The sequence below is a fragment of the Rhizobium sp. P32RR-XVIII genome (assembly GCF_012641395.1).
In the GTDB taxonomy this organism is placed as follows: Bacteria; Pseudomonadota; Alphaproteobacteria; order Rhizobiales; family Rhizobiaceae; genus Rhizobium.
In genome coordinates, this window is record NZ_JABAIH010000005.1 from 1 (window position 1) to 20,136 (window position 20,136).

The following is a 20,136-nucleotide window of genomic DNA, read 5'->3' on the forward strand; positions in this document are numbered from 1 at the left end:
GCTCCTCAGCAGACCCCATACAGCAGCGACCCCGCGTCGACTGCGGACAGAAGCAAGCACTCGGCGAGGGATTGAGCTCATAAGGGATTGACTCGGGAAAGCCCGTTACAGAAGCGACCTCACTCTGACACGGTGCAGGCCGCTATCCACCCCTGATGGGATCTCAAGACACCCGATACGCTGGCGACGGGCGACGAAGGGTTCGACCAGATCAGGACACGCTGCCTGCAGGATGACGGGTTACGCGTACCGGCGCGGGTGTTTGATGGCGACCGCAAGGACATAGAAGACATCGCTGCAATCTGACCCCCTCTCGTCCCGCATTCGACATAGATGACGCGCCCCGGTGCAAGGCCGGCTTGAGCCAAGGCGGGAGCAAAGAGCTTGGCTGTCGTCACACACCACAGCACCTTGCCCATTGGCGCGCACCAGCTCCGTCGATCAGGAGGAAGTCCAAATCCTCGAGCCGCCGGGTGTTGCGTGCCATTCGGACGTTCAACCTGACGCACATGAACCGGGGGCGGAACGCCTACCAGGCGAGCCATTGCAACAGCGTGGCTGATTACATGCAGGCAGATTGAGGAGGTTCCCTAATGCATGCCATCCTGGCGAACTCACCGTCGCCGATGCAGCCCCATTTCGCAATGTCGAGAACGGCAGTGCCAACCTCGGCCGTTGCGCGCCCCATGCCGACCATTATGCGGAGCCGATCTGAAGCTCCCGAAAGCCGTCCTTCCGCTTCGCTCGGTGGCAAGGTCCGGAACGCGCCCGCAGAATGGTCATCGAGCCACAGGTCGCTGTTGCTGCAAAGCGGACATGACGCAGTCACAACGCGGGTCGCTGTTGCGCCAGAATGCCGCCATTCCGCCCTATGCGGGTGATTAGATCACGAATTCCTCCTCGTACGTCTGTGGCTCGGGAACGACCGTAACCTCCACCGGAACGATCCAATTGGCCGCGTAGCTCTCGCAGTCGGAACGCGGGAGGTCGGGCTGCACGCACCCCGCCCCATCGATCGCGCGACATCGCAGTATATATCGCCCCACTTCTTCAGGGGTCCACATGTACTCCCACAAGCGCCATGCAAAGGGACATTCTGTTTCGAGGAGCCTTCCCTCGCGCCAGCCCCTGCCATCTCCGGTGCAGACCTGCACCTGCCGGATAACAGCCTCTCCGCTCCAGGCGGCTCCGAAAATCCGATACGGTTGGCCGGCGATGAGATGCGCCCCCTGCACGGGACGCGCGATCTGCGCTTTGACCTCCATCTCCGCAAGGGGGACCAGCCTGGGTTCCCCGAGGCTGCGCTCCCAACGGAAATAGTCGCGCGCCTGCCAGTAGCCAAGGAACGGTTGCTCCACAACCGTGATATGCGTGATCCACTTGACCCAAGCCATGCCAAACCAGCCACCCACGACCGCGCGTAGCGGGTAGCCGTGATCGCGCGTCAACGGCTCCTCGTTCATCGAACAGGCAAGGATCGTGCTGTGAGCGATGGCCTTCTCAAGCGGTAAACTGCGCGCAAAAGCGATGGGGCCGGGAGAAGCCGTTTTCTTGTTCGTGTCGACGACGCCGCTGTCGGCGCCTACGAGCAGAACCTCACGTGCGGTTCGCTTAACGCCCGCCATTTCCAAAATCTCGCGCAGAAGAACACCTGTCCACGCGGCATTGCCGACGGCTCCGTTCTGCCACTGCAACCCCTCCTTCGGCGGCACATAGTAGACGCGCCCGTTTCCTGCGCACTCGACGACGGCGGTGAAAGTCGTGCTCCGCATCGCCTTGATGCTGTCGAGGTCAAGTTCGATCGGCCGCTCCACCGCCCCGCCAACGCGCAATCTCCAGTCTCGCGCATCGAGGTCCGGCGACGGGAAATGGTTTCGCACGAAGAACAGCTCGGTTGGGATCAGCCAATCGGAGAGCGACGCAAACGGAAACTCGATGTTCGGTGGGGATTTCTGTCGAACTATTAGACTGGGTTGCTCTGCTGTCGGCATCGTCCTCGTCTCCCCTTCCAAGAGCACAACATCGGCTCTCGGTCGCGCGAATTCCGGTTCGATCACACCGCCCCTCGCAGTGCGTCTGTCGCGTTCCGCCTTCAGCCGCATTCTAGCACATACCGCCCGTTCCTCGGATCGACCTCGAACTGCAGCAAAGGGCCGATAGCGGTCATCTGTCGATGTCGCCTTTGCGCCACAACCGGTCATCCGTGGAGCAAGCACCCTCGGAAGAGTACTGGCAACTTTGGGATCACTTTAGCTTGACTACGTCATCCGGTTTCCACGTCTGGTCGAAGAACTCGACGCCGGTCCCATAGAGGCGCAACGCGGCCAGGAAATTGCGGCCGCTGACCGTTTGTATCCAGTTGGTGTCCGGAGCCTCCGCTGGCTTGCTCGGCCCGAAGTATAAGTCGACCGATCCGTCGCCGTTGGTCTTCACTTTACTGAAGGCGTTGACCGACGGCATGAGCTGTTCCGCTGCCGTCATGGTGCCGTCGGTAATGTTGTAGGCAGTCACCGCCCAGAACAGTGCGGCTGGGGGATGCGGCGGCAGGTGTAGCTTGTAGGATTTTGAGCCATCGAGGAAATCGCGGTCTGCATCGCGGGTCGCGAAGGGATACTTCGATCCGGCGTCAAGCGTGCGCATGACCATGGCCGGGGCTGAAGAATAGGCGATCTGGAAGTAGGAGGCGCGCTGGATGATATCGAGATAGCTGTCCTGCATCCACCCGGCGGTCGCACCTGCCCAAGTGTTCTGGTATCGGCGATCCTTGTAGTACAGGTCGCGTTTGTCCGGACGACCGAGCTGGCGGCCCGCAAGGATCATCTTCGGCGCTTTCTCGACAGCCTTTTGCAAGGCTGCCGTCTGCTTATCCGTTGGTTCGAAAGGAATGCCCTTGATGATGCCAATCGAGGCGAGCACGCCCCGCGTCACCGGATCGATCGAGGCAACCGGTTCGTAGTCGACGTATTCCTTGAGCTTTGTCCAGTAGGTGCTGCCGGTCGGATACATCATGTTGACCTGCTTGCCGCTTCCGTTGGGGAACTCCATCGGCTTGACGTCCTTCTCGACGGCCCACAGCGGGTAGATACGTGTCCGCTCCGCGTTCGCCACCGCTGGTGCTGGGTCCGGCCCGTTCTCGCCCTTCGGCATGATGGTGCGGAAGAAAAGGAATACGTTGTAGGTCGGAGACTTGAAGGCGAAATAGCCCTTCGGCACCTCACCCTCGTAGTCCGGCGGCAACAGAAGGTAGAGACCGCCTCGCGCACCGTCCGGACCGACCGCGCCGACATCGGTTAGCGTTCGCTGATAGAAGTCGGTGAACATGCCAATCACGTTGGGCGGGGCGGCGACGACGAGGGGCCCATCCTTCTTCAGGTCGAGGTAGCTCATGGAATAGATGACGTCGGCATTGGGTGTCGGAACCCACGCCCGGCTATCCATGCGATCCTTCCAGATCGGCAGCACATTATAGCCCCCGCCGAAGGTTGCTTCCGAACCGTCCCGCATACCGATAGTGTTGAGAATGGGCAGTGTCAGGACATAGGCTTGTATGGCGTTCTGATAGTAGAACTCGTCGCGAAGCGTTTCCGCTTCCTGCTGCGGCAGCCAGTTTCCTTTGTTGATTTGCTCCATCAGCGGCGGGATTTTGCCGGTTGCCTCCTGCGCCATGAGATGGGAGACATCGACCGCGAACATCGTGCCGTTGCGAGACACTTGACACGTTTCCCGGCGCGAGGGCGACCTTCTCTTCTACGGAGCGGCGCGCGAGATCGGCGGTATCGTGCCCTACACCTTCCGCTTCGAGGCGATAGTATGCCTCTACGACTGTGGAGGCCGAGACACCCATCGTTTCGGCGAACCGATGGCAAACGATCATCCCGGCGCGAGCACCTGTTTGCGATTTTCGTACGATCGGCTTTCATCAACGCCTGTGTCCGCGTAGGCGGCATGCTTATCCACGGGTGTATCGACCGTCGAACGTCGCCCCTCGTTTCGGGTCGGCGAACCTGATCCCGACAGCCTCTCCGTCCGAGCCGGCGATCCAGGTTATGTCGTAAGTGGTGTATTCCGATGGTGGCCAGAACGACTGGAACCGCCCGTCGTCGTCCACTTTCCACTCTCCGGATGAGGGGTTCCCCTTCTCCGTGTAGACGGTGCTCCCATCGGCGGTGAACACCTGCGTTGCGCCGTCAGCGTAAGTGAATGGTGCTCGCGTCAGCGCACTGGGGATGTCCGCCGGGTCGATGCGGTCGCCATCCTTAACCGTGGATCCTTTAGATGTAGACATGTCCTGCTCCGTTCGAATGGTGTGTCTCTCAAGCGCTTGTGCCGCCACGTTCACGAATCCATGCCGCGGTGGCTTGGGGCTGCGTGCTCTAGCGAACTCGTCTCGGCGCGGGTGGCCGGGCGTCACCTAACGGTGGTTGTCGACCGTCACCACACCATTCTAAACTAGACTAGATCGCCCGCTGAGACATAAGTGCCAGTTTGCCATGATGTCGAGGCCAGTAGTGGTAATCGTTTCGATGCCCATCCGGCATCCTACGCTTGAAGAGCATCGTTTCATTAGAGAATGACGGTGACTGCTTTGTCGCACAGGTCCACCACTGTCAATCGGCGTCCAAAGTTCACCCCCTATCGGCCTGCAAATTTGGCTCTGACGCAGATTTGGTGCATCACTTTCATGTCGCACCGATCAGCGGGCTTGAAGAAGATCGAGCTTTCCGCGTCCGTACATTTGGCGCTTTACCAGCTTGAGCTTGGTGATCTGCCCTTCGGTCTGCCCATTGGACCATGATGAGATGATCGCCGCCCGAACCGCCTGAATGTCTTTAACTACGCCGTTGCCAAAGGAGGCGACCAGACTGTCTCGGGCGCGGTCGATCCACGGCATGAGCTGGCTTTCCATTTTTCGCCGAACCATCAGATGAAAGGGATGTGTTGCAAATTTTTTGGGCATAGAATGGTATTCTTATGCTCGAGGTGTATGAACCGCTGGAACCTATTTTTCGGGAGCTTCATCCCGGTTTGTGATCATGATTCTGGCTACTGCCGGGCTCTGGAACATCGCCGTGAGAATGATTTTCTCCGATTGAGCGCCATCAGGAAAGTTTGCAACAGAGCCGTTCAATCTCCAGTTCAGCCTCTACGTTGATTCTGTAGTCGTTCTCGGCAACCCGGCGGTCTATATCCTGCTGCCGGTTCTGACTCATCATGATCACTGGCGCCGCGTAGGCAGCCTGGAACGAAAGAGCAAGGTTCAGGAGGATGAAGGAGTAGGGGTCCCAGCCCTTCATCGCACCCAGTTGATTGGCCGCAATCCAAGCGATCAGGATCGCACTCCGGACTATGATGAATTTCCACGATCCCATGACACTAGCCACCGCATCGGCGATCCTCTGCCCCAAAGTCAGGCGCTCCGTCGTCAACGGCTCGTCCACGGCCTGGAGGCGGAGCAAGCGGCGCCGACGCCTCAGCGCAGCGAGCATCTCGTGCTCTTCTTGCTCGAGACCGTCTGATTCTCCGCTTGTCTCGTTCACGCTATCAGCACCCGTTTTTCCGAGCGCTGGGCCGGCACACCGCCGACCCCGCCGTTTTTCGCATCACGCCTTCAACCGTGGAGTTTTGCGGCGGTCTCAGCGATGGCTCTGCCCTGATACCGGGCGCCCGAGAGTTCGTTATCACTCGGCTGGCGTTCCGCATTAAGCCCAGCAATGGTGGTGGCGCCGTAGGGCGCGCCGCCGGTGATCTCGTCCAACGTCATCTGGCCCGCGAAGCCGTAGTTCAGTCCCACGACCGTCATGCCGAAGTGCAGGAGGTTGGTGATAATGGTGAACAGGGTCGTCTCCTGGCCGCCGTGCTGCGTCGCCGACGACGCAAAAGCGCCACCCACTTTCCCCTGAAGGGCTCCCTTCGCCCAAAGCCCACCTGCCTGGTCGAGGAAGCTCGCCATTTGCGACGACATCCGGCCGAAGCGTGTGCCGGTGCCTATGACGATGGCGTCGTATTCGGCGAGATCATCAATAATCGCGACCGGAGCGCTTTGATCTTGCTTGTAGTTCGCTGCCTTGGCCGCCTCTGGCGATAGAAGTTCGGGCACACGCTTGACGTCGGCGGTCGCACCCGCTTCCCTTGCGCCGGCCGCAATCTCGTGAGCGAGTTTCTCGATATGTCCGTAGGAGGAGTGGTAGAGCACAAGTATTTTGGCCATTGGGGTCTTCCATTTTGCTCGGGCGTGGACTGGTTTGTATCGGCGAGCGTCTGCTACTCACCACACGCCGGCGGCGCTTAGACACGCCAGATAATCTGGCGTGAGATCGACCGTAAACGTGTGGAGAATCGTTAGGTTTTAGCGGGAGCCGGGTAAAGCTATCGTATCGATAACCTCGGGGAATGCGGTCGAAGTAGGAACCCGCAACAAAGGTTCGACGTGTCAGCTTCGCAGTTCGCCGACGAGGAAGTCGGCGAAGGCCCGGGCCGAGACCTTGGTGCGCGGATCGTTAATCGCGTTGGCATAGGTGATCGGCAAGTGCAATAACTGGTTTTTTGCAACGATGCCTTTCAAACACAATGCCGCTCGCCGCCATCGTATTGGCAAGATGGAGTTCAAGGTGACGAACTGGGCAGAGTACGAGGCAGGCCTTCGCCGGCGTGGCAGCCTGACGCTGTGGATAACCGCGGAAGCTTTGTCGTCGTGGGGGGCGCCGAAGCGGACGACGCGCGGCGGTCAACCGCGCTATTCCGATCTTGCGATCGAGACCGCTCTGACGCTGGGCCTGGTGTTCGGCTTGCGGCTGCGCCGGACGGAGGGTTTGCTGGCATCGGTGCTGAAACTGATGGGACTGGATCTCGCCGTCCCCGATCACACGACGCTGAGCCGACGGGCACGGAGGGGTCGATCATTTGACAGACGGCGAGGCCGCTCCGTTTCAGCAGAAGGGCCCTGTGCACGTCCTCATCGACAGCACCGGGCTTGCAGTCTACGGCGCGGCCAGTGGTTGGAGGAGAAGCACGGTGCCAGATCTCGTCGCAGTTGGCGGAAGTTGCATCTGGCGCTGGATGCCGACAGCGGCGAGATCATCGCCCATGTCATGACCGACCAAGACGCTGGTGATGCCTCGCAGGTGGAGCCGCTACTCGACCAGATCGACGCTCAGATCGGTCAGTTCACGGCCGAGGGAGCCTATGACGGTAACCCGACTTACGACGCCGTCGTCAAGCACAGCGCCGATGCTGCCGTTGTCATTCCGCCCCGCGCCAACGCGGTGGAAAGGCCGGACACCGAGCCGCCTACTCAACGAGACCAACATATCGCGGCGATCACCACGGACGGACGAATGAAGTGGCAGACCGCGACTGGCTACGGCAAGCGTTCGCGGTCGAGGCCGCGATCGGTCGCTACAAGTCGATCATCGGTGGCCGATTGCGCGCACGAACCTTCAGAGCGCAACAGACCGAGGTTGCCATCGGCTGCGCCGTTCTCAATCGGATGCTTGCATGCGCACACCCGAAATCCATCCGTCGCATTGGAACCACCTCGTAAACGACGGCATCAAAGATCAGAGTCCGAAAACTCTCCGATCCCCGCACCAACGCTGTTCGAGACCGGTTGTTTCGTCGCCTGGTGCTGCAGGCCTATGACAAGGGATGCGCGATCACGAGATTGAAGTTGATCAATGGTGGCGGCCGCGCCGAGGTCGATGCGGCTCATATCCGTCCGGTAGACGCAAGCGGTTCTGATATTCTCTCAAATGGCATCGCGCTGTCCGGGACTGCCCATTGGATGTTTGACCGCGGGCTCATCGGCTTGTCGGATGATCTCGGCATCCTGATCTCGCGTCACGCGAACGATCCTGACAGCATTCAAGGCCTTCTTAACAAGACCGGCAAAGCGATTGTGCCGAGCGGAATTTCCGAGCGGCCGCATCCCCAGTTCCTCAAGTGGCATCGGGAGAACTGCTTCAAGCACTGAAGGCGAGGACTGCTGTCAACTTGACCGGATCGTCCGGATCAGTTCAGCGAGGCGATGTTCTGGCGGAGCACCTTTGAAAATTTCTTCAGTCCGGCTTGCTGAAGCGTGTCTACGAATCCTTCAACATATGGCGTCGTCTTGCGCAGATTAAGCCGCGCATGTTTGACACTCGAAATGAGCGCCTCCGGAAAGGGAGCGGGAAAAACGTGGGGGTAAGATTCTTTGGGTAGTCGGGTGCTTTTCTGAAAGGGCAGTCGTTGACAGCGCAATTGAAGATGAGCGTTTGGGTCGAACTTGTAGGGATGGATGGCGTTCCACGGCGTCGAGAAATTACTAACGTTGCACGGATCGTCGATGGGGCCCGTTTCGATAATTTCGGCCTCTCCCTGCAAGAAGGCAAGGAAATACAGCTGCGTCTGCAGCGGGAATTGACGCAGTTTCAGACCGACCAAGCCGGCCAGCAGGATCGGAAATGCCAAGAATGTAATCATCTTCGCGGGGTCCATGATTATAGATCTCGTACGATCCATTCGCTCTTTGGATCTTGTCGCGTGCGCGTGCCGCGGTGGGGAAGCTGCAATTGCGGGAAGGCGCAAGATTCGGGCACATCCCTCCCTACATTGCTGAATGGACGAGCAACGCCCGAATTGGAGCGAATCCAAGCTGAACTGGGCTCCCGGCTATCCTTTCGAGAAGCAGCCCGTGTGCTTGATATCTTTGTGCCGGCCTCGCGACCCCATAATCACCGGTCCCTGAGTAACCGGCTGGCCAAGGTTGCCGATCAGATCGAAAGGTGGGACATCGCGAGCCCCTATCGTATCAGCCGGGCCCGAGAATCCCCCGTTTCCGTTTTCATTGATGGCGCCTACATTCGTGCAGTTCCCGGATATCAACGCTGGCATTTCGAGATCGCCATGGGACGCGTTGTTTCGCAGGGCCGGCCACCACGTCAGTTCGCAGGTGCCCCGAATGTGGTCACTAGTAAACACGATGTCGTTCGAGCTGCGATGCGGGCGCAAGGATGGCTGCCAGGCAGAAATGTTACTGTTTTCAGTGACGGCGAAGTCGGACTGCAAAGCATCGTGCTCAGCGCAACGCGCGAGCCTGTGACGCATATTCTTGACTGGTTCCATCTGTCGATGCGCCTTCGGCACATTGAGCCGGCCTGGGAGGGTATAAGACATGTGCAAGATCTGAACGTCTATCTTCGCGACGTGGCAGTTCATGTGCCGAGGCTTCGGCATCTCCTTTGGAGTGGATATGTTAAGGAAGCAATCAGAGCCGCAAAGCATATGCTCTTTCAATTGGACCAGCATGCCAGGTTGCGCGCCACCACCAGCGAGCTCGGGGGTCTGTATGAACTGGTCAGCAATCTTCGCAGCTATCTGGTCCAGAACAAGCCTTCGATTGTCAACTACTGCCAGCGATATTGATCAGGTCAGCCGATATCGAGTTCTCCAGCTGAGAGTGCCGCCAACAGTCTCGTTAATGCCCGCATGAACAAAAAGCGTCAGATGCGCTGGTCTCCGCTTGGCGCTCATCGAGTCCTGCAGGTCCGAGCAGCCGTTGCAGACGGCCGTCTCAAGCACACACAGCTCACCCTCGCAGCGTGCCCCCAGCTTTTTCCCGCTCTCCTTATGGAAAATGTTGTGGGCAGAATCTTACGTTTAAATGCAAAACGACAACAGGCGATCTCCGTCCAGTCGATTGGCGACGTTCTCGTAGTAGGTTGACGGGGCAATCGGCAGCAGCCTGCAGATCGGCTCGACCCCGAATACGCTACGATGTTCGTCGATGAACGAGATCATCGCTTGAAGGGGCGGTCGAGCTCCCCTTGCCCGACAAGCGAATGCTTGCATTCGCTGAAAGGGACCATGGCGAAATAGGCCGAGGCTTTGCGCAGAATCTCGTTGGCCTGGCGAAGTTCGCGGTTCTCCCGCTCAAGAGCCTTCATCTTCTCGGCCACATCGCTCGGCAGGCCTGCCCGTGCCGCTGTCGACCTCGGTCTTCTTCACCCATTCGTGGAGGGTGGCTGGCGAGCAGCCGATCTTGGCCGCGATAGATGAAACGGCAGCCCACCGCGACGGATGCTCTGCTTCGTGATCCAGAACCATGCGGATCGCACGCTCACCGACTTCAGGTGAAAACTTGTTCGTTGTCTTGCTCATAGTGGCTCCACTTTCTCAGAAGTTGGAGCCTCCGGCAAACCCGGCGCGGTTCAGACCTCATGTCCTCGAGCGACGAATAACCGACCAAGGTGGTGAGCGCCGCAATACACGTTGGCATCTTGCCGACAAACTCAATGGCGTCTGCCGCCGCATCGTTCGGCGGACAATCACCGCGCCTTTGTCGTCAACGCCGACAACGCTGCAGCTATTCTTTCCTATATCGATGCCCAGTATAGAAATCGTCATGGATCGGCTCCTCTTTCTTCAATGACGGGACATCATACTCGATGTCCTCCGAAGGGCGGGCCATCCCATAATCAACAGTGGTGGTTTCCATCGGCGGCCGAAAGCATTGGCTGCGGCGCGCCGTCGATCAGAGCGGCTACGTTCTCGATGAAATCCTCCAGACCCGCCGCGACACCAAGGCCGCCAAGCGATTGCTGATCAGGCTGCTAAAGAAGCAACGTCTGAGACCAAACACATCATCACCGACAAACTGCGATCGTATGGCGCGGCGAAACGGAAAGTCATGCCAGATGTCGAACATCGATCTCGCGAAGGTCTCAACAACCGGGCCGAGAACTCTCACTTACCGCTGCGAAAACCAGAACGAATGATGCTGAGATTTCGATCAGCCGGCGGTTTGCAACGCTTTGTATCTATCTTTTCGGCAGTCAGAAATCTCTTCGTCGCAGACCATCAAAAGCGGTCAGCTCTCGTCACCCACATACATCGAATCCGCGCCATGGCGCACTGGAAGGCCGTGACCGCCGCGCGACCCTGATTTCGCAGATCCACACCCTCATGATCAGCAGTGATGAAACAACGTGACATCGCCCCTGTCGTTATGACGGCATGGCTCGCGGTGGGCATCATTCCCATTGTCCGGCTGCCGGGCGGTTTACGATCCAATGTGGCCCGTTGCGAGTGTTCGTCCAATATACGCCGGGGGCATGCTATTCATAACTATCGGTCATCACCGGACAGCCATTTCCTCCTGTACATTGGGTCGTAGCGCAATCGTCCAAAGCTCTCGCACTTGCATTGCCGTATTGGCCAAGACCTGGCGACCAACTCGACAAAAGAGGGACAACAATGGGGATAATTCATTGCTGTCCCAGAAGCACTCATCGATATTCTCGCGGAAGTCGGTGTGAAGAAGACCTCCGGACTGATCGGGGGCTCCTTAAGCCCATTGGGCGGTGCTCTCCGGAAGACCGACATGGACTGGGTTCGCAACCCGGCACGAAGAGGGTGCGACGCTTGCAGTGGCAACGCAGGCCAAGCTGACTGGCCGGTTTGCCGTTCGCGGTGGAGCACTGGGCCCAACACGGATCTTGCCGCCGGCCTCATGGAGGATGGCGGGGACCATACTCCCGTCCTGCCGGTATCGGGTGAGATGCATCCGGTCTCGGCGGCGAGTGGCGCTGCGCTTCCGACAGTGACGGGCCGATCGCCGTGAGCAACTGCAAATACTACTGGAGTGAACTCAGCCTTTAAGTTGTCGCTCAGAACGACAATGCAATGCACAAACTGAAAGGACTGCCAACATGACGACAAACGTGAAAGAACTTCCGAACGGAGAGCAAGACGCGCCGCCGGTGCGGAATTCGGCCCTAACCCACGCCGGGAAAATCAACCAAGTCCTTGCCGACACTCTGTCGCTTTACCTGAAGACCAAGAACTTCCACTGGCATGTTAGCGGTCCGCACTTCAGAGATTACCATCTCATGCTGGACGAGCAGGCGGGCGATATTCTCGATATAATAGACCCCCTTGCAGAGCGCGTCCGTGCGACCGGAGGCACTACGATCCGTTCGCTCGGGCAAGCCGCGCGGTTGAGCACGATCGCGGACAACGAAGCCGAGGACGTGGCGGCGGAGGCAATGCTCGCCGAGCTCATGGAAGACAACACCGCGCTGGCGACCTCGATGCGGCAGGCCCGCAAGCTCTGCGACGAGCTGGAAGATATTGCCACGGTAAGTCTCCTGGACGGATACATTGACGCTGCCGAGAAGAGATCGTGGTTCCTGCGAGAAACCGCACGGCCGCGCTGACCGTCAACGAAAGCGTTGTGTCGTAAGTCCGAAGCAGGAGGCCGCTGAGGTCAAATCCTGCATTCCGGAAGCAAACATCATGGGGCGGCGAAGAGCTACGTTCATTGTACTGTGGACCGAAGGAGCCATACTATGGGCATGAAAAAAAATGGAATCTCGTTTCTCGAGCATCGTGAGCTCGGCGATGTCATGTGGCTGCGCGATCACGATCGCGCCTTGGCACTCGCGGCCGAGCAAAGCAAACCGGTTCTGCTGTTGTTTCAGGAAGTGCCCGGGTGTTCGACGTGCGTGCGCTTTGGGCAGGATGTCCTGACGCATCCGCTGATGGTGGAATTGATCGCCGATCGGTTTGTGCCGGTGGCGATCTTCAACAACCACCCCGGCTCAGATGCCGAAATCCTGCGCCGTTACGACGAGCCATCCTGGAACAATCCAGTGGTGCGGTTTCTGGGGCCTGATGGAAAAGAGGTCCTACCGAAGCTGGCGGATCGCTACGATGCGTTGGGGCTCCACCAAAAGATCACCGCCGTTCTGGAGATGCGCAGCGAGGATGTTCCTGGCTATTTCCGCCTGCTCGGGCGCGACCTGCTGGTCGCGCATGGGCTCAGTAAATGTGTCACGTACACAACACCGTGCTTCTGGTCTGGCGAAACGAGTCTCGCCCAACATCCAGCGGCGATCACGACCGATGCCGGATGGGTCGATGGCGAGGAGGTGGTGCAGGTGCATTTCGATCCCCGGGAGGGCTCGAGCCCCGATCTGGATGCCTATGCCCGGGCGGAGGGATTCGCTCCGATCGACGGCGGCAGTTTCGAACTTGACCGTGAGCCGCAGTTCTACCTGCGCAAGAATTCGGCCCGCCATTTGCCTCTAACGCCGGCTCAGCGTTCACGGCTCAATCTAGCCGTGCCTTATCGTATTCCGTTTGCCGAGCTGCTCAGCCCGCAGCAATCCGCATGGCTTGCCGATCCGCAATTGCAGCAGTCTAGCGGGGATGAAACCTATCGCCAGGACATTCGGGTGAGTTGGCCGTCTCTGGTGGCGCAGCTTGGTTCTATCGGGAAAGGAATGCGATCATGGATGTAACCTCCATCGGCCTCATCGAGGACGAGGATATCCTGCTCGACCTAGCGTCGCTGGCGCTGAGCAATTTGGATCACGAGAATACGGATATTGCGCCCTATCTCGAAAGGCTCGAAGAGATCGAGGACCGGGTGTGCGACGAAGGGCGGATCGCGGTTCTTTCGAGAGAACGCGCCGCCGTGCTTTCACGCGTGCTCCATGGGGAGTTCGGGTTTGTCGGCGATACCGAAGCCTATGATGCGTCGGTCAACGCCGATTTTAGCCAGGTGCTCGACCGTAAGCGCGGCCTGCCGATTGCGCTGTCGATCCTCTATGTCGCAATGGCTCGCCGGGTAGGATGGAGCGCCTACGTGCTCAATCTGCCGGGCCACGTGCTGGTCCAGATCGGCGAAAGGAGCCCTGTGGTGATCGATCCCTTCGCGGGCGGCAGCTTGGTATCAGAAGGGAAGGTTGCGGCAATACGCCGGGCGTATCTCGGCGAGGAAGGTGGGGGTTCCGCACTTAGCGTCTTGCGGATGAGCAATCGTGACGTGCTGGCTCGGTTGTTGAACAACCAGGCCGTTCGAGCTGCGAGCGAAAACGACCCTCATCGGGCGCTGGACGTGTATCGGCGGATCACGCAAGTCGCGCCGGGTGTGCTTGATGCCTGGCAAAAGCTTGCGCGCCTGCAATTGGGGTTCAACGATGTTGCAGGTGCCAGGGAAAGCCTGTTCGCCATGTCGGAAGTCGCGCCCGATAAGAAAACGCGCGATCGAATCATGGATGCGTTTGAAGCGCTCAGTTCGACCGGACGTGTTGCGCCCTAGCCGGGGTCGCCGTATGTGACGCCAAGGGGCGAGGACGAGGGCCATGCGTCAGTGGAAAAATCTTCTGGGTGGCTTTCGCTACGAATATTCCCACTGATGACGGTAATAGCAAGGGCCCCGAAGGACCCCATGCTTTGGCGACTCATCCCAAGCCGAAAAGGCGCAGCACAATCTGCGCCTTTTCCAATAGCGCAGCGCCCGCAGTTGCGGCTGCGATAGTTTTCTCGGCACGGGTGAGTGTTTCCGATAGCCGAATGGCGCCGTCTTTGCCGTTCAGCGTGTCTTCGAGGAGATGTCGGCGCGATCCGTATTCGACATTGCGCAGATCGTGTCCGTCCAGATAGATGAGATCGAATGCGTATAGGATCGCGTCGGAGGCACGGTTACCCGCATTTTTGCCGGATGCGCCAAGCGATGGTTGCATCGGCCCGAAATCCGGCCGCCCCTCTTCGTCGAGTACAACGGCCTCGCCGTCGATGATCATCGTCGCCGGCCGAGCGCGCGGGCTGCCTGTTAGATGGCCGGAAACCGATGCGGCTTGCCGAAGCTTTTTAGCTGTGGTCATGTCCTCGTTGACATGGCACCCAAATGTGCGTCGCACATGGTGACGTATGCAGAGCAAATCCGGCAAGTATATAGTTGTGCCGCGATGATTGGGCGAGCGTTTCGATGAACGAAAGCCGCGTAATTTCTAACATGGGAGGAAATGATTTGAACGAGACTCAACAACTGTGGGAATGGCGCGAGAAGATCGCAAATCTCTACTACGAGGTACGTTCTAGTCCGGACGCGGTTGCTGCCTGGAGGCTTTGGTGCGACACCCGTTCGACCCTGTTTCGCGACCATCCTCAGTCGCCAATTGATTCGGCGGACCGCAAGACGTTCGAAGGGCCGACGACATTTTCTTATGATCCCTCGTTGCGCCTGACGGTACAGCTTGTCCCGGTAACGCCGGAACGGACAACCGTCGCAACAGGGGTGGATGGCGACCTGTCGATGCATGCATTCTCCCGTACAACGGGGCTGGAGACCAGATTGGGTGGCGAATTGACCCTTTACTGGATTGAGGGGTACGGCGGTGGCGTGTTCCTGCCGTTTGTCGACGCGACCTCAGGGACCGAGACGTATGGCGGTGGCCGATATCTCCTCGACACCATCAAGGGAGCGGATCTCGGAGTTGTCCGTCCAGACGGCACACTAGTGCTCGATTTCAACTTCTCCTATTTTCCTTCGTGCGCCTATTCTTCCCGCTATGTCTGTCCATTAGCGCCATCGGGCAATCGACTGAAAGGCGCGGTGAGAGCCGGAGAACGGCTACCTATCTCGAAATGAGCCGCGGTGAATCGGAGATGCAGTGATTGTGATGAAAGCACATCCCTTGCAAATAGGATTCTACTTCCTGCCATTCACTGTCGGTGCGGTAAACCTTTACTGCATCCAGTCGCCTGATAGCTATTTTGATTGGGCTCGAGGCTGATAGTTGAGTTGACATCAGAATTGCTTTGTCAAGAAAGAACGACAGGTCATGGCTTGTCGCCCACCCGGGGTTCAGTCCCCTCAATTCTTGCGCCCAACATTTATCGGAGCTAAGACCAGTTTTCAACCGAGTTAAATTTCGATCTAAAAGACCTTTTTAAATAGATCGGAAGCTGTGGTTCCATAATTGTTACTATGCCGTAAGATGTATCGTAAGATATTACAATAGTTAATAAAGGCTAAGTGTCCTCTGTTTGCAAAGTAAGAATGTCAGTCTCTCCCCGTTTTTGAAAACGGCTGAGATTGCGGATGGGATTGCTCGCGATGAGCGAGCGCGATCTACAGCGGGTCGAGATTTTCTCGAAGGTAATCGCCGGCCGCATGACGTTGCTATCGGAGGCGTCGGCTTCCAGCCGCGGGAAAGCGAACCTCAGTTGGACTCCGTGGAAGCGCGTTGCTGGTTCAAACGAAAAAGCCGCATCAGTATCTCATCCTCGGTCAGCAGCTCCGAGCGCCAGTCATCGCCCCAGCCATAGGCTTCTGCAGGCCACGAACACGCCCTGCAGCGGCCGGAAGGGCGGCATCACAGGTTGTCAGGGCGAGACCTTCATCTGCAACGACGGGTCCGTTTCGGCGAGCAAGAAATCCTGCTCGTCATACATGGGCGGCGCCGTCGGGCTGCTCGGCGGCGGGGCATCGGAAATGGAGCCCATGGTGAGCGGAGAGTGTTCCTGCCGATCCGGAGCGTATTGCACCGGTCCTCGCGGAGGGCGTTACTGCACGACAGATAGTGGTCGAAAGAGCTATTTGCGTAAATGAGGAGTGGGCGCGGTCAGCAACGGACCCGGCATAAGATCGGTCTCACAACCTGGAGAAGCCAAAGCGCGAGTGTCCCGGAAGCTGGCTTCGACTCGGCAAAGGTAGGGAAAAAGGTCGTGTCCCCGGGAAAATGAAGAGAGAAGCTGAAGAAGTGGGCTCCCAAGGCCCCAGACTAATCGGAGACTTCCCACTTCATAGCGCAACGTGGGCGATCAACGTTGCTTCTGCCATCGAGGCAATGTCAAGAACACAGCCAGGCGAACCTCCGTCATGGACGCATGTATACCTTAGTTTCCATGGGCAGTGTAGCCGAAGCCTATCGAACACGACGGCGCCTTCGGCCGATCGTCTCGTTTGCCGCGCTCTCGTTTTGTGGCTGAAGGGAAAAAAGTGCGTCGGCGACGTCGCGCCGACGCACTCACCTCCGTTACTCAGCTCGATAGTGGGCGTAAATGTCGACTCCCTGGGAGCCACCTTCGGCACGGTGGCAATAGCCGCCGCCGACCTTCACGTTAAACACCCTTGGCGCATCGATCCACGTGCCAGCACCATTTGCGAAGAGCTGATAGGAAATGGTGCCATCCGCGTTCCAGGTGAAGTTGCGAAATACGTGGCCGTTGTTGCCGGCGGTCTCCACCACCTCGATGCCGTCGAGAACGCGATAGGAAGGATCAAGGCGGTCACTGAATGGAACCTTCGTCACGAACTGCTGAGTGGTCTCGTGGCAGCCATTGGCCTGAACGAAGTTCGACGCGATCTTCACGCGACCGATAGGAGCGGAGGAGGGCTCCTCTGCCGCAGTGGGGGGTGCCCGCGGTGAGCGATACGAGTAGGGCGGTGGTTGCCGAAGAAGCGTGAGAGAAGATGAGGGCTTGGATTTCATTTGGCCTCTCCGTCTGGAGTTGGTTTCTATTCACCTCCCCAGAAGACAACCAAGTGCGTGGGTGGCTGTTTCGGAAGCTGAGTCCCGAAACAGCCGCACCCTTATTTTGCGTAGACGCCGATATGGACGGGGCGGTTTACGCGGGTTTTCAGAGCCTTTGACATATTACTTTCCTCTCTTCTTGATGATCTCTATCGCGTCGGCGAGTTCGATAGACGACGACACGGGTTCAAACAGCCACGCAGGGTCCCAGTTTTCAATGGGGCCCAGACGGCTGTCCAGTTTTGCGGCATGATGTAGCTGACGCATGTTATGATGTCTGTCGGTCGATAGACTGACCGGCTAGAACGGGGCATGAGCACAAGACTGGCCCACACCGACACCTTCGAGCATACGATCTCAGGACTTCTGAAAAAGCGGGCCGACCTGTTCGGCGAGGCGGAGCGGCTCCGCGACCGGCGGAGATCAAGAACGATATTCACGCGATAGACAGGGGCGCTGCAGTCCCTGGGCTACAGGTGACCTCGACGCTGCCATGCCTCGGCAGAAGCGGAACGTCATCTTCGGACGCGGCGAGCTGACGCGCGCCATCCTGTCAGAGCTTCGGGACAGCGATCGTCCTCTGTCCAGCAGGGACATAGCGCAGAGCATCGTGGCGCTGCGCGGCGACGATGCCCGAGATCGGAAGTACGTGTCCGACCTGGTGAAGCGGGTGTCGAAGGCGCTCCGGCAGCAGCGCGAGGAGGGCCATGTCCGATCCGCGAAGGATGACAGAGGCAATCAGGTCTGGACAAGAAGGACGCGGTAAGCAGTGACAGGATGGCAGCCGCGGTCATCGAGTCGTTTTCGATAGCGACGTATCTCCGAGTTGACCACCGATCTACTCCGGTAAGCCTGCCAGCCGCAATCCCTCGACATATTTGTCGAGGAGCGCCTTGTCACGATAAGGCGCGCGGGAAGTGTATCGCTCAATCGAGAAGTCCGGATTGATTTTCAGCAGTTCGCTCGCTGCGCGGCGTGCGTCCTCCGGTCGTCCCAGTTGAGCGTATGTTGCGGCCAGCAATCGGTAGGCAGGTCCCGGCTCCGCCATTTTTTCCAAAAGATGCAACGCACCCAGATAGTCTCCGGAAAGATACTTGCTGGCGGCAATGTCCCAGAGATACCAGTCGGGTCTGGTTGGATTAAGCCGGACGGCCAATTCGCCGATCCTGATAGCGTCTTCGAGATGCCCGAGATAGCCCAAGGCGTCGCAGTAGTCAGCGAGGAGATCACAGTTATAAGGCGCCAACTCGCGGGCGCGTTCGTAGCAGCCTATGGCGCGCTCAGCCTCACCCCTCCATAGGTGGACGAGGCCAAGCGCCCAGTGCGCGTCGGCTTCGTTGGGATTGAGCTGCAGGGCCTTGCTCGCCCATGCAAACCCCGTAGACAGCGCAGTATCAAAGTCGACGCTTTGATTCCATTTCAATTTCCGTAGCTCGATCCAGGCGAGTCCGAGATATGGACGCGTGTAGCTCGGATCGTCGTCAATCGCTGCGATGAACATCTCCTTCGCAAGTGCGACATCCACCGGATTCCAGCTTCGTTCAACATGCCTCCCCCGCAGATAAAACTCATAGGCCTTTAGTGCCGTTGCCGGTTTGGCGAGAACGCGTTGACGTTCAGGCGCAGAGCTAGATGCGGCGAGGGGAGGCAGCGGAAGCTTGCGCCAGTGATGGCTCTTGTCTTCCATAGACCAGACGCAGTCGTACGGGCCATCGGTTTGGATCGCCGACTTCTTCGCGGAGGTCGGCGTGAAACGACGCTGGCCAGTCAGGAGCTAAAGCTGCAGGATCAGTCGTACAGTTTCGTTCCGGCAGGATAGAAGAGCATACCACAAGGCGCCGATCTCGAGCTGCGTCAGCGCACGCTTATCTTCCTTCCTTCGACCACCTTGGCGCGCTCCAAGGCCTTCGATAGGTCACGAGCGGGATTCGAGGAGACACCCAGATCCGGATTGTTGATGATGTAAGTGAAGCACGCTTTGATAGCCGCAACGGTGAGATTGGCCTGACGGATACCTTGACCCTTGGCTTCTCCATTCCGTCCGCGCTGGATGATGTTGTTGCGTATACGGGCGAGATCGGCCGTCGTGATGGAAGCAACAGGCTTTCCATGGATTGGCACGAAGTCCGCATGTAACCCCTCAGTGACACCGAGGGCCGAACGGTAGCCGCGAACGGTATCCTTGTTCTTATTGAACGCCGCCCATTCGAGGTAATAGTCCCGCGCGACTTCCCACGTGACGCCATCACCATGCTCGACGGCATGGAGCTGTTTCGCATCGGTGATAGTGCGGCCGGCTGCGAACGATTTGATGAGAACGGACAGGTCTCGGCCCTTCGCAGCCTCCTTGCGAAGCTCGAGAACGAGCTCCCGGAGGATAAGAAGGTCATCGAGGCCAAAGGCGTTGAAGGGCGCGATCTGGAGATTGGAATCTCGAGTTGAGTAGTACCAGTTCGTGCCAGTCTTGCTGTTCTTAACAGCGAGACCCTTCGTATCTGCATCCCTGTAGATGACCGGGGAACTGGGTGCTTTCTTGATCAGGTTCTTGATCTTGGTGAACGTGTGGCCTGTGAAGATTTCGGAGGGCATTGGGGATCGCTTTCTCTTGTTTGAGAAAATGGTCGCCCGGATAGAAGCACTTGGCAAGACCTAGACCCGAAAACACATCAGTGTCAGCGATTGAAACACGCGTGATTTAGAAACGCGCCGCTAAGTCACATCCAAAAATATTGACGCAAATAGGTGGCCTTATGTGTGGTCAACAAATTTGCCCTTGTTTCTAAGGCCTTGATCCGTCAACTTTGTTGACAAGCGTAGAAATTGCGAGCAGTCA

At 58.3% G+C, this 20,136-nt stretch carries 15 protein-coding genes, 7 pseudogenes and 1 other annotated feature; of the genes and pseudogenes, 9 read left to right on the forward strand and 13 right to left on the reverse strand.

Annotated elements, in window-relative coordinates:
• Positions 1-881: 881 nt before the first annotated feature.
• From HGP14_RS15925 to HGP14_RS36220, 7 genes and pseudogenes are all read right to left on the reverse strand, one after another.
• The gene (locus HGP14_RS15925; RefSeq protein WP_281408097.1) at positions 882-1,991 is read right to left on the reverse strand and encodes a sulfite oxidase; all 1,110 of its coding nucleotides are present in this window, start codon (positions 1,989-1,991) and stop codon (positions 882-884) included.
• A 253-nt stretch (positions 1,992-2,244) separates the two neighbouring features.
• Positions 2,245-3,693 carry a DUF1254 domain-containing protein gene (locus tag HGP14_RS15930; protein ID WP_168831272.1) on the reverse strand — a complete coding sequence of 483 codons (1,449 nt, stop codon included), beginning with the start codon at positions 3,691-3,693 and terminating at the stop codon, positions 2,245-2,247.
• 256 nt (positions 3,694-3,949) lie between these two features.
• Positions 3,950-4,285: a hypothetical protein gene (locus tag HGP14_RS15935; RefSeq protein ID WP_205927200.1), complete on the reverse strand. Its 336-nt coding sequence runs from the start codon at positions 4,283-4,285 to the stop codon at positions 3,950-3,952.
• Between the two features lie 408 nt (positions 4,286-4,693).
• Positions 4,694-4,930 (reverse strand): annotated as a pseudogene (locus tag HGP14_RS15940) (transposase); the annotation flags it as partial.
• Between the two features lie 169 nt (positions 4,931-5,099).
• Positions 5,100-5,537, reverse strand: a complete 438-nt coding sequence (locus HGP14_RS15945) for a DUF1003 domain-containing protein (RefSeq protein WP_312862138.1) — start codon at positions 5,535-5,537, stop codon at positions 5,100-5,102.
• 71 nt (positions 5,538-5,608) lie between these two features.
• Entirely contained in the window at positions 5,609-6,208 is a 600-nt protein-coding gene (gene wrbA / locus HGP14_RS15950) for an NAD(P)H:quinone oxidoreductase (RefSeq protein WP_168830858.1), read from the reverse strand.
• A gap of 222 nt (positions 6,209-6,430) precedes the next feature.
• Positions 6,431-6,562: a hypothetical protein gene (locus tag HGP14_RS36220; RefSeq protein ID WP_281408098.1), complete on the reverse strand. Its 132-nt coding sequence runs from the start codon at positions 6,560-6,562 to the stop codon at positions 6,431-6,433.
• On the opposite strand from HGP14_RS36220, the pseudogene HGP14_RS15955 reads away from it, so the two are divergent.
• The 3 pseudogenes from HGP14_RS15955 to HGP14_RS15970 form a co-directional block, all read left to right on the forward strand.
• Positions 6,552-7,540, forward strand: a pseudogene (locus tag HGP14_RS15955) (IS5 family transposase). The gene HGP14_RS36220 and the pseudogene HGP14_RS15955 overlap by 11 nt on opposite strands.
• A 12-nt stretch (positions 7,541-7,552) precedes the next feature.
• Positions 7,553-7,969, forward strand: a pseudogene (locus HGP14_RS15960) (HNH endonuclease); the annotation flags it as partial.
• A 257-nt stretch (positions 7,970-8,226) separates the two neighbouring features.
• Positions 8,227-9,579: pseudogene (locus HGP14_RS15970) on the forward strand (ISKra4 family transposase); the annotation flags it as partial.
• An 87-nt stretch (positions 9,580-9,666) separates the two neighbouring features.
• Here the strand turns inward: HGP14_RS15970 and HGP14_RS15975 are convergent.
• Positions 9,667-10,137: pseudogene (locus tag HGP14_RS15975) on the reverse strand (transposase); the annotation flags it as partial.
• Positions 9,703-9,817: a sequence feature (AL1L pseudoknot), on the reverse strand. (Overlaps the previous pseudogene by 115 nt.)
• Positions 10,138-10,463: 326 nt before the next feature.
• Here HGP14_RS15975 and HGP14_RS15980 point away from each other — a divergent pair.
• The 4 genes and pseudogenes from HGP14_RS15980 to HGP14_RS15995 all read left to right on the forward strand — a co-directional run bounded on the left by HGP14_RS15980 (position 10,464) and on the right by HGP14_RS15995 (position 14,083).
• Positions 10,464-10,921, forward strand: a pseudogene (locus HGP14_RS15980) (IS6 family transposase).
• A gap of 766 nt (positions 10,922-11,687) precedes the next feature.
• Complete coding sequence (locus tag HGP14_RS15985) at positions 11,688-12,194, forward strand: Dps family protein (protein WP_168830859.1); 507 nt, start codon at positions 11,688-11,690, stop codon at positions 12,192-12,194.
• A 132-nt stretch (positions 12,195-12,326) separates the two neighbouring features.
• Complete coding sequence (locus HGP14_RS15990) at positions 12,327-13,280, forward strand: VPGUxxT family thioredoxin-like (seleno)protein, type 2 (protein ID WP_205927201.1); 954 nt, start codon at positions 12,327-12,329, stop codon at positions 13,278-13,280.
• A complete protein-coding gene (locus tag HGP14_RS15995; protein ID WP_168830860.1) occupies positions 13,271-14,083 on the forward strand; it encodes a transglutaminase-like domain-containing protein in 813 nt (270 codons plus the stop codon). Before HGP14_RS15990 ends, HGP14_RS15995 begins: the two co-directional genes overlap by 10 nt.
• 235 nt (positions 14,084-14,318) lie before the next feature.
• On the opposite strand, the pseudogene HGP14_RS16000 reads toward HGP14_RS15995, so the two are convergent.
• Positions 14,319-14,617, reverse strand: a pseudogene (locus HGP14_RS16000) (ATP-dependent DNA ligase); the annotation flags it as partial.
• A 135-nt stretch (positions 14,618-14,752) separates the two neighbouring features.
• On the opposite strand from HGP14_RS16000, the gene HGP14_RS16005 reads away from it, so the two are divergent.
• The gene (locus tag HGP14_RS16005; RefSeq protein WP_168830861.1) at positions 14,753-15,415 is read left to right on the forward strand and encodes a DUF1684 domain-containing protein; all 663 of its coding nucleotides are present in this window, start codon (positions 14,753-14,755) and stop codon (positions 15,413-15,415) included.
• Between the two features lie 737 nt (positions 15,416-16,152).
• Here the strand turns inward: HGP14_RS16005 and HGP14_RS16010 are convergent.
• Both HGP14_RS16010 and HGP14_RS16015 read right to left on the reverse strand, forming a co-directional pair.
• The gene (locus HGP14_RS16010; RefSeq protein WP_168830854.1) at positions 16,153-16,314 is read right to left on the reverse strand and encodes a hypothetical protein; all 162 of its coding nucleotides are present in this window, start codon (positions 16,312-16,314) and stop codon (positions 16,153-16,155) included.
• A 491-nt stretch (positions 16,315-16,805) separates the two neighbouring features.
• Positions 16,806-17,261, reverse strand: coding sequence for a hypothetical protein (locus HGP14_RS16015; protein ID WP_168830862.1), 456 nt, complete (start codon positions 17,259-17,261; stop codon positions 16,806-16,808).
• A 535-nt stretch (positions 17,262-17,796) separates the two neighbouring features.
• Between HGP14_RS16015 and HGP14_RS35525 the strand changes: the two genes are divergently transcribed.
• Entirely contained in the window at positions 17,797-18,069 is a 273-nt protein-coding gene (locus HGP14_RS35525; RefSeq protein WP_246704483.1) for a hypothetical protein, read from the forward strand.
• A gap of 72 nt (positions 18,070-18,141) precedes the next feature.
• Here HGP14_RS35525 and HGP14_RS16025 read toward each other — a convergent pair whose 3' ends face one another.
• Both HGP14_RS16025 and HGP14_RS16030 read right to left on the reverse strand, forming a co-directional pair.
• The gene (locus HGP14_RS16025; protein WP_246704484.1) at positions 18,142-18,990 is read right to left on the reverse strand and encodes a tetratricopeptide repeat protein; all 849 of its coding nucleotides are present in this window, start codon (positions 18,988-18,990) and stop codon (positions 18,142-18,144) included.
• Positions 18,991-19,157: 167 nt separating this feature from the next.
• Complete coding sequence (locus tag HGP14_RS16030) at positions 19,158-19,892, reverse strand: DUF4102 domain-containing protein (protein WP_168830863.1); 735 nt, start codon at positions 19,890-19,892, stop codon at positions 19,158-19,160.
• Positions 19,893-20,136 lie beyond the last annotated feature (244 nt).

Bases quoted from the DNA above. Each gene is read 5' to 3' on its own strand.
- HGP14_RS15925 (WP_281408097.1), bottom strand. From the start codon at position 1,991: ATGCCGACAGCAGAGCAACCCAGTCTAATAGTTCGACAGAAATCCCCA.
- HGP14_RS15930 (WP_168831272.1), bottom strand. From the start codon at position 3,693: ATGTTCGCGGTCGATGTCTCCCATCTCATGGCGCAGGAGGCAACCGGC.
- HGP14_RS15935 (WP_205927200.1), bottom strand. From the start codon at position 4,285: ATGTCTACATCTAAAGGATCCACGGTTAAGGATGGCGACCGCATCGAC.
- wrbA (WP_168830858.1), bottom strand. From the start codon at position 6,208: ATGGCCAAAATACTTGTGCTCTACCACTCCTCCTACGGACATATCGAG.
- HGP14_RS15985 (WP_168830859.1), top strand. From the start codon at position 11,688: ATGACGACAAACGTGAAAGAACTTCCGAACGGAGAGCAAGACGCGCCG.
- HGP14_RS15990 (WP_205927201.1), top strand. From the start codon at position 12,327: ATGGGCATGAAAAAAAATGGAATCTCGTTTCTCGAGCATCGTGAGCTC.
- HGP14_RS15995 (WP_168830860.1), top strand. From the start codon at position 13,271: ATGGATGTAACCTCCATCGGCCTCATCGAGGACGAGGATATCCTGCTC.
- HGP14_RS16005 (WP_168830861.1), top strand. From the start codon at position 14,753: ATGAACGAAAGCCGCGTAATTTCTAACATGGGAGGAAATGATTTGAAC.
- HGP14_RS16015 (WP_168830862.1), bottom strand. From the start codon at position 17,261: ATGAAATCCAAGCCCTCATCTTCTCTCACGCTTCTTCGGCAACCACCG.
- HGP14_RS35525 (WP_246704483.1), top strand. From the start codon at position 17,797: ATGCCTCGGCAGAAGCGGAACGTCATCTTCGGACGCGGCGAGCTGACG.
- HGP14_RS16025 (WP_246704484.1), bottom strand. From the start codon at position 18,990: ATGGAAGACAAGAGCCATCACTGGCGCAAGCTTCCGCTGCCTCCCCTC.
- HGP14_RS16030 (WP_168830863.1), bottom strand. From the start codon at position 19,892: ATGCCCTCCGAAATCTTCACAGGCCACACGTTCACCAAGATCAAGAAC.